The 2,986-nt window shown below is 35.7% G+C and carries 3 protein-coding genes, 1 tRNA gene and 1 pseudogene; 2 read left to right on the forward strand and 3 right to left on the reverse strand.

Annotated elements, in window-relative coordinates:
• Positions 1–51 precede the first annotated feature (51 nt).
• Positions 52–127 (forward strand) — tRNA-Asn (locus AB1397_03155).
• A gap of 451 nt (positions 128–578) precedes the next feature.
• Here the strand turns inward: AB1397_03155 and AB1397_03160 are convergent.
• The 3 genes and pseudogenes from AB1397_03160 to AB1397_03170 all read right to left on the reverse strand — a co-directional run bounded on the left by AB1397_03160 (position 579) and on the right by AB1397_03170 (position 2,460).
• A pseudogene (locus AB1397_03160) lies at positions 579–1,571 on the reverse strand (recombinase family protein).
• A 3-nt stretch (positions 1,572–1,574) separates the two neighbouring features.
• A complete protein-coding gene (locus AB1397_03165) occupies positions 1,575–2,114 on the reverse strand; it encodes a hypothetical protein (protein ID MEW6481991.1) in 540 nt (179 codons plus the stop codon).
• Between the two features lies 1 nt (position 2,115).
• On the reverse strand, positions 2,116–2,460 hold the full coding sequence (locus tag AB1397_03170; protein ID MEW6481992.1) for a hypothetical protein: 345 nt from the start codon (positions 2,458–2,460) through the stop codon (positions 2,116–2,118).
• Between the two features lie 281 nt (positions 2,461–2,741).
• On the opposite strand from AB1397_03170, the gene AB1397_03175 reads away from it, so the two are divergent.
• Positions 2,742–2,900 (forward strand): hypothetical protein, encoded by a 159-nt coding sequence (locus tag AB1397_03175; protein ID MEW6481993.1) that lies wholly within the window; start codon positions 2,742–2,744, stop codon positions 2,898–2,900.
• Positions 2,901–2,986 lie beyond the last annotated feature (86 nt).

A 2,986-nucleotide genomic window follows, 5' to 3' on the forward strand; every position in this document is an offset into this window, starting at 1 on the left:
ATTTTTGCCTTAATTGACAAAGTTTCAAATTTTCTGATATAAAAAGCTTATTCCTGGGTAGCTCAGCTGGCAGAGCGGGTGGCTGTTAACCACTTGGTCGGGGGTTCGAATCCCTTCCCAGGAGCCAAATTTTCCTTTCGAACTAAATTTGATTGCTGAGAAGGGACAAGATTCAGGTCTTCTTTTTCTAAAGAATAATACGTACTCCCACCACCCACCCCCACCTGACCATAACCCTCTTTTTGATATTCTAACTCATTAATTTTTAAAGAATAATAAAAATTTACCCTGACAGATTTTTTGGAATATTTTAGGGAATGAATTCTATTCTTTATTAAGATTGATTGGTCGGTTTTGGGGAGGGTTTTTAGGGAGTGAAGGAAATTTTGAAGTTGAGAAGTTAGTTCTTTGGGGTCGATTTTCAACGAACCCCTTGATAGTTCGAGCCCAGTTCGGTCACTCGACGTCCAATTTTTTATAGCGGAATTTCGAACTAACTCCTCGGGACTATGATTTAGCCTAAAGCAGAGATTTTCAATATACGGCTCATCTTTTGCTATTCTCTCTAAACTCTCTATTATAAATTTTCCCAGCCGATTAGCATTTACCTGTCGAGTTGTGCAGGCCTGCCAGTCTCTTTTAAAAGTGGTAGTGCATCTGTAGTAGAAATATCTTTTTCTTCCGTGCTTAGCTTTTTTGTTTGTATAAGTAGGTGTCATTTTTGAGCCACACTCTTCACAGCTAATTAGACCAGAGAAAAGATAATTTCTAAAAAGTTTCATCTTACAGATCTTCTTTCTATGGATTGCTTGAGCCTCGTTAAAAAGGGCTTCGCTAATTATTGGCTTGTGTAGGCCATCATAGATTTTGCCTGAATATTTTAATTTGCCAATATAGATAACATTACTCAATATATGAGGAATGCAGGCTTTAGTGACAATTTCGCCGTTTCTATTTAAAATATTTCTTTCCTTTAGTTTCTTATAGACTTCGGCAATTGAACCAGTCTCAACATAGGTTTCAAAGATCAGCCTTACAATTTCAGCTTCCTTTTCATCAGGGATAAGCTTTTTATCTATTGTCTTATACCCAAACGGTGGAATGCCACCATTCCACATACCTTTTTGAGCACGTTGGAGCATTTTGTCCTTGGTTCTCTCACTGGCAAGTTCTCTCTCAAACTGAGCAAAGGTAAGTATGATATTTCTTAGAAGTCTTCCCGATGGAGTAGAGGTATCAAACCTTTCCGTTATGGATATAAAGTTAACCTTATATTTCTCAAAGAGCTCTATTAATTGAAAGAAGTCTTTAGGGGAGCGAGTAAGTCGATCAATCTTATAGACCAAAATTACATCAATCTTTCCTTGCTTTATATCTTCAAGTAATGTTTGCAAGGCAGGCCGATTAAGATTGGCCCCTGTATAACCGGGATCAGCATAAACCTTAAAAATCTTCCAGTTATTCTGGCTCTTGATAAAGGAGTTTATCTTCTCTTCTTGAGCCTCACAAGAAGAAAATTCCTTTTCAGCTTGTAAGTCTGTTGATACCCTTGTATAGATTGCACAGTTCATATTTCACCTCTTAAAGATCAATGAAATCAAGGTAATTAAAATATGAGCAATAATCACGCTAATTACAGTTAAAATAATTATCTTAGTGTTATCCTTAATTGGATACCATATTTTTCTTTTTAACCAATAGCTCTTTATTCTTTCAATAAGTTCTTCACCTTTAGTTGTTAACCTGAACCAATGATCGCCAAGAGGCCAGTCTTTTGAAAGAATTCTTTTCATTTGTTCTTTATCTGAATAAAAACCTCCGCATATTTTCATAATAGGTTCTTTATATTCAAAATAAAAATCTCGTTTAGCTTGTTCATCTATATCTACTTCTTCTATCCATTTGTTATCAATCATTTCATAGAATGCAGAAGCTATTTCTCCAAATAAGGGACTTCTTGCAGTATGTTTATAATCAGGAAGTTCTATACCAGCCTCAGAAACAATTCCTATGCCTAAGGCACAATATTGCTTCGCCCCTTGCCGAGATATCTTCTCACACACAGCCTTAAAAGCAACAAGCAACTCTTTGGCATATTTTCTTCTAAATTTCATATTAAGATCTCTTCTTTAAATACTCTATCAGTTCTACCTTCTCATGAAGGCAGAGGATTTCCTCTTTTAATAGCCCTTCTAAAAACTGGTTTATATCTATTTTGCTTTTTCCATAGCTTTGGGGATAAAAGGTAAAAGGTTTATCCTCTATAAAAACTACTAATTGAGGATAAAGGGACTTTGTTCTTCTTGTTTGATGGATTTTTATTCTTTTCCTTATTGCCAGAGGCCAGAGTATTTCAAATTTTATCCTTTCTTCGTTTTGTTTATTGATAACCTCTTTTAAAATCTTTAGATTGTAGGAGGTTTCCACTTCCTTTAAAAGAGTATTCCAAATCTTCTTCACCTCCTTCGTGTGTTCAAGTCCTTCCGGAATATATAAAGTGAATTTTACTCCCACAAATGATCACCTTATGTAGTATACCCTACTCTACATATATTTGTCAAGTCTTTTTCCAAATTTTGTTGTAAAGGAAAATTAAAAATCCCTTCTTCAAAATTTCCTCTCTTCCCTTGCCCAGAAAAAAGGAATTGAAAGGCCTCTTTATATCAAAAAATCTATCAAAGAAATTATTTACTCAAAAGAGCAAATTCAAATAAGTCTTTATTATTCAAAGGATTATGAAAATGAAAAGGTCTCTGCTTTTCCTTTTGGGGATGGGTGGGAGGGTTCAAAAGAAGAGAAAGAAAAAGAGGGATTTTCTTCCCCTCCTTCCTCAAAAATCCTGGTTCGTATCCAAAGGATTGGCTCCCCATCTAAGAGAGAACCAAACTATGTTCCTATAATTTTACCCAATACTATCCACAACTGCAAAAAAAAGAACCTTTGATTCGGCTTTGGCCTGCCTACGGCAGGCCTGCGTCCTCGCCCT

Source organism: bacterium (genome assembly GCA_040756715.1).
In the GTDB taxonomy this organism is placed as follows: Bacteria; UBA9089; UBA9088; order UBA9088; family UBA9088; genus JBFLYE01.

Coding starts and splice junctions, on each gene's coding strand:
- AB1397_03175 (MEW6481993.1), top strand. CDS start 2,742: ATGAAAAGGTCTCTGCTTTTCCTTTTGGGGATGGGTGGGAGGGTTCAA.
- AB1397_03165 (MEW6481991.1), bottom strand. CDS start 2,114: ATGAAATTTAGAAGAAAATATGCCAAAGAGTTGCTTGTTGCTTTTAAG.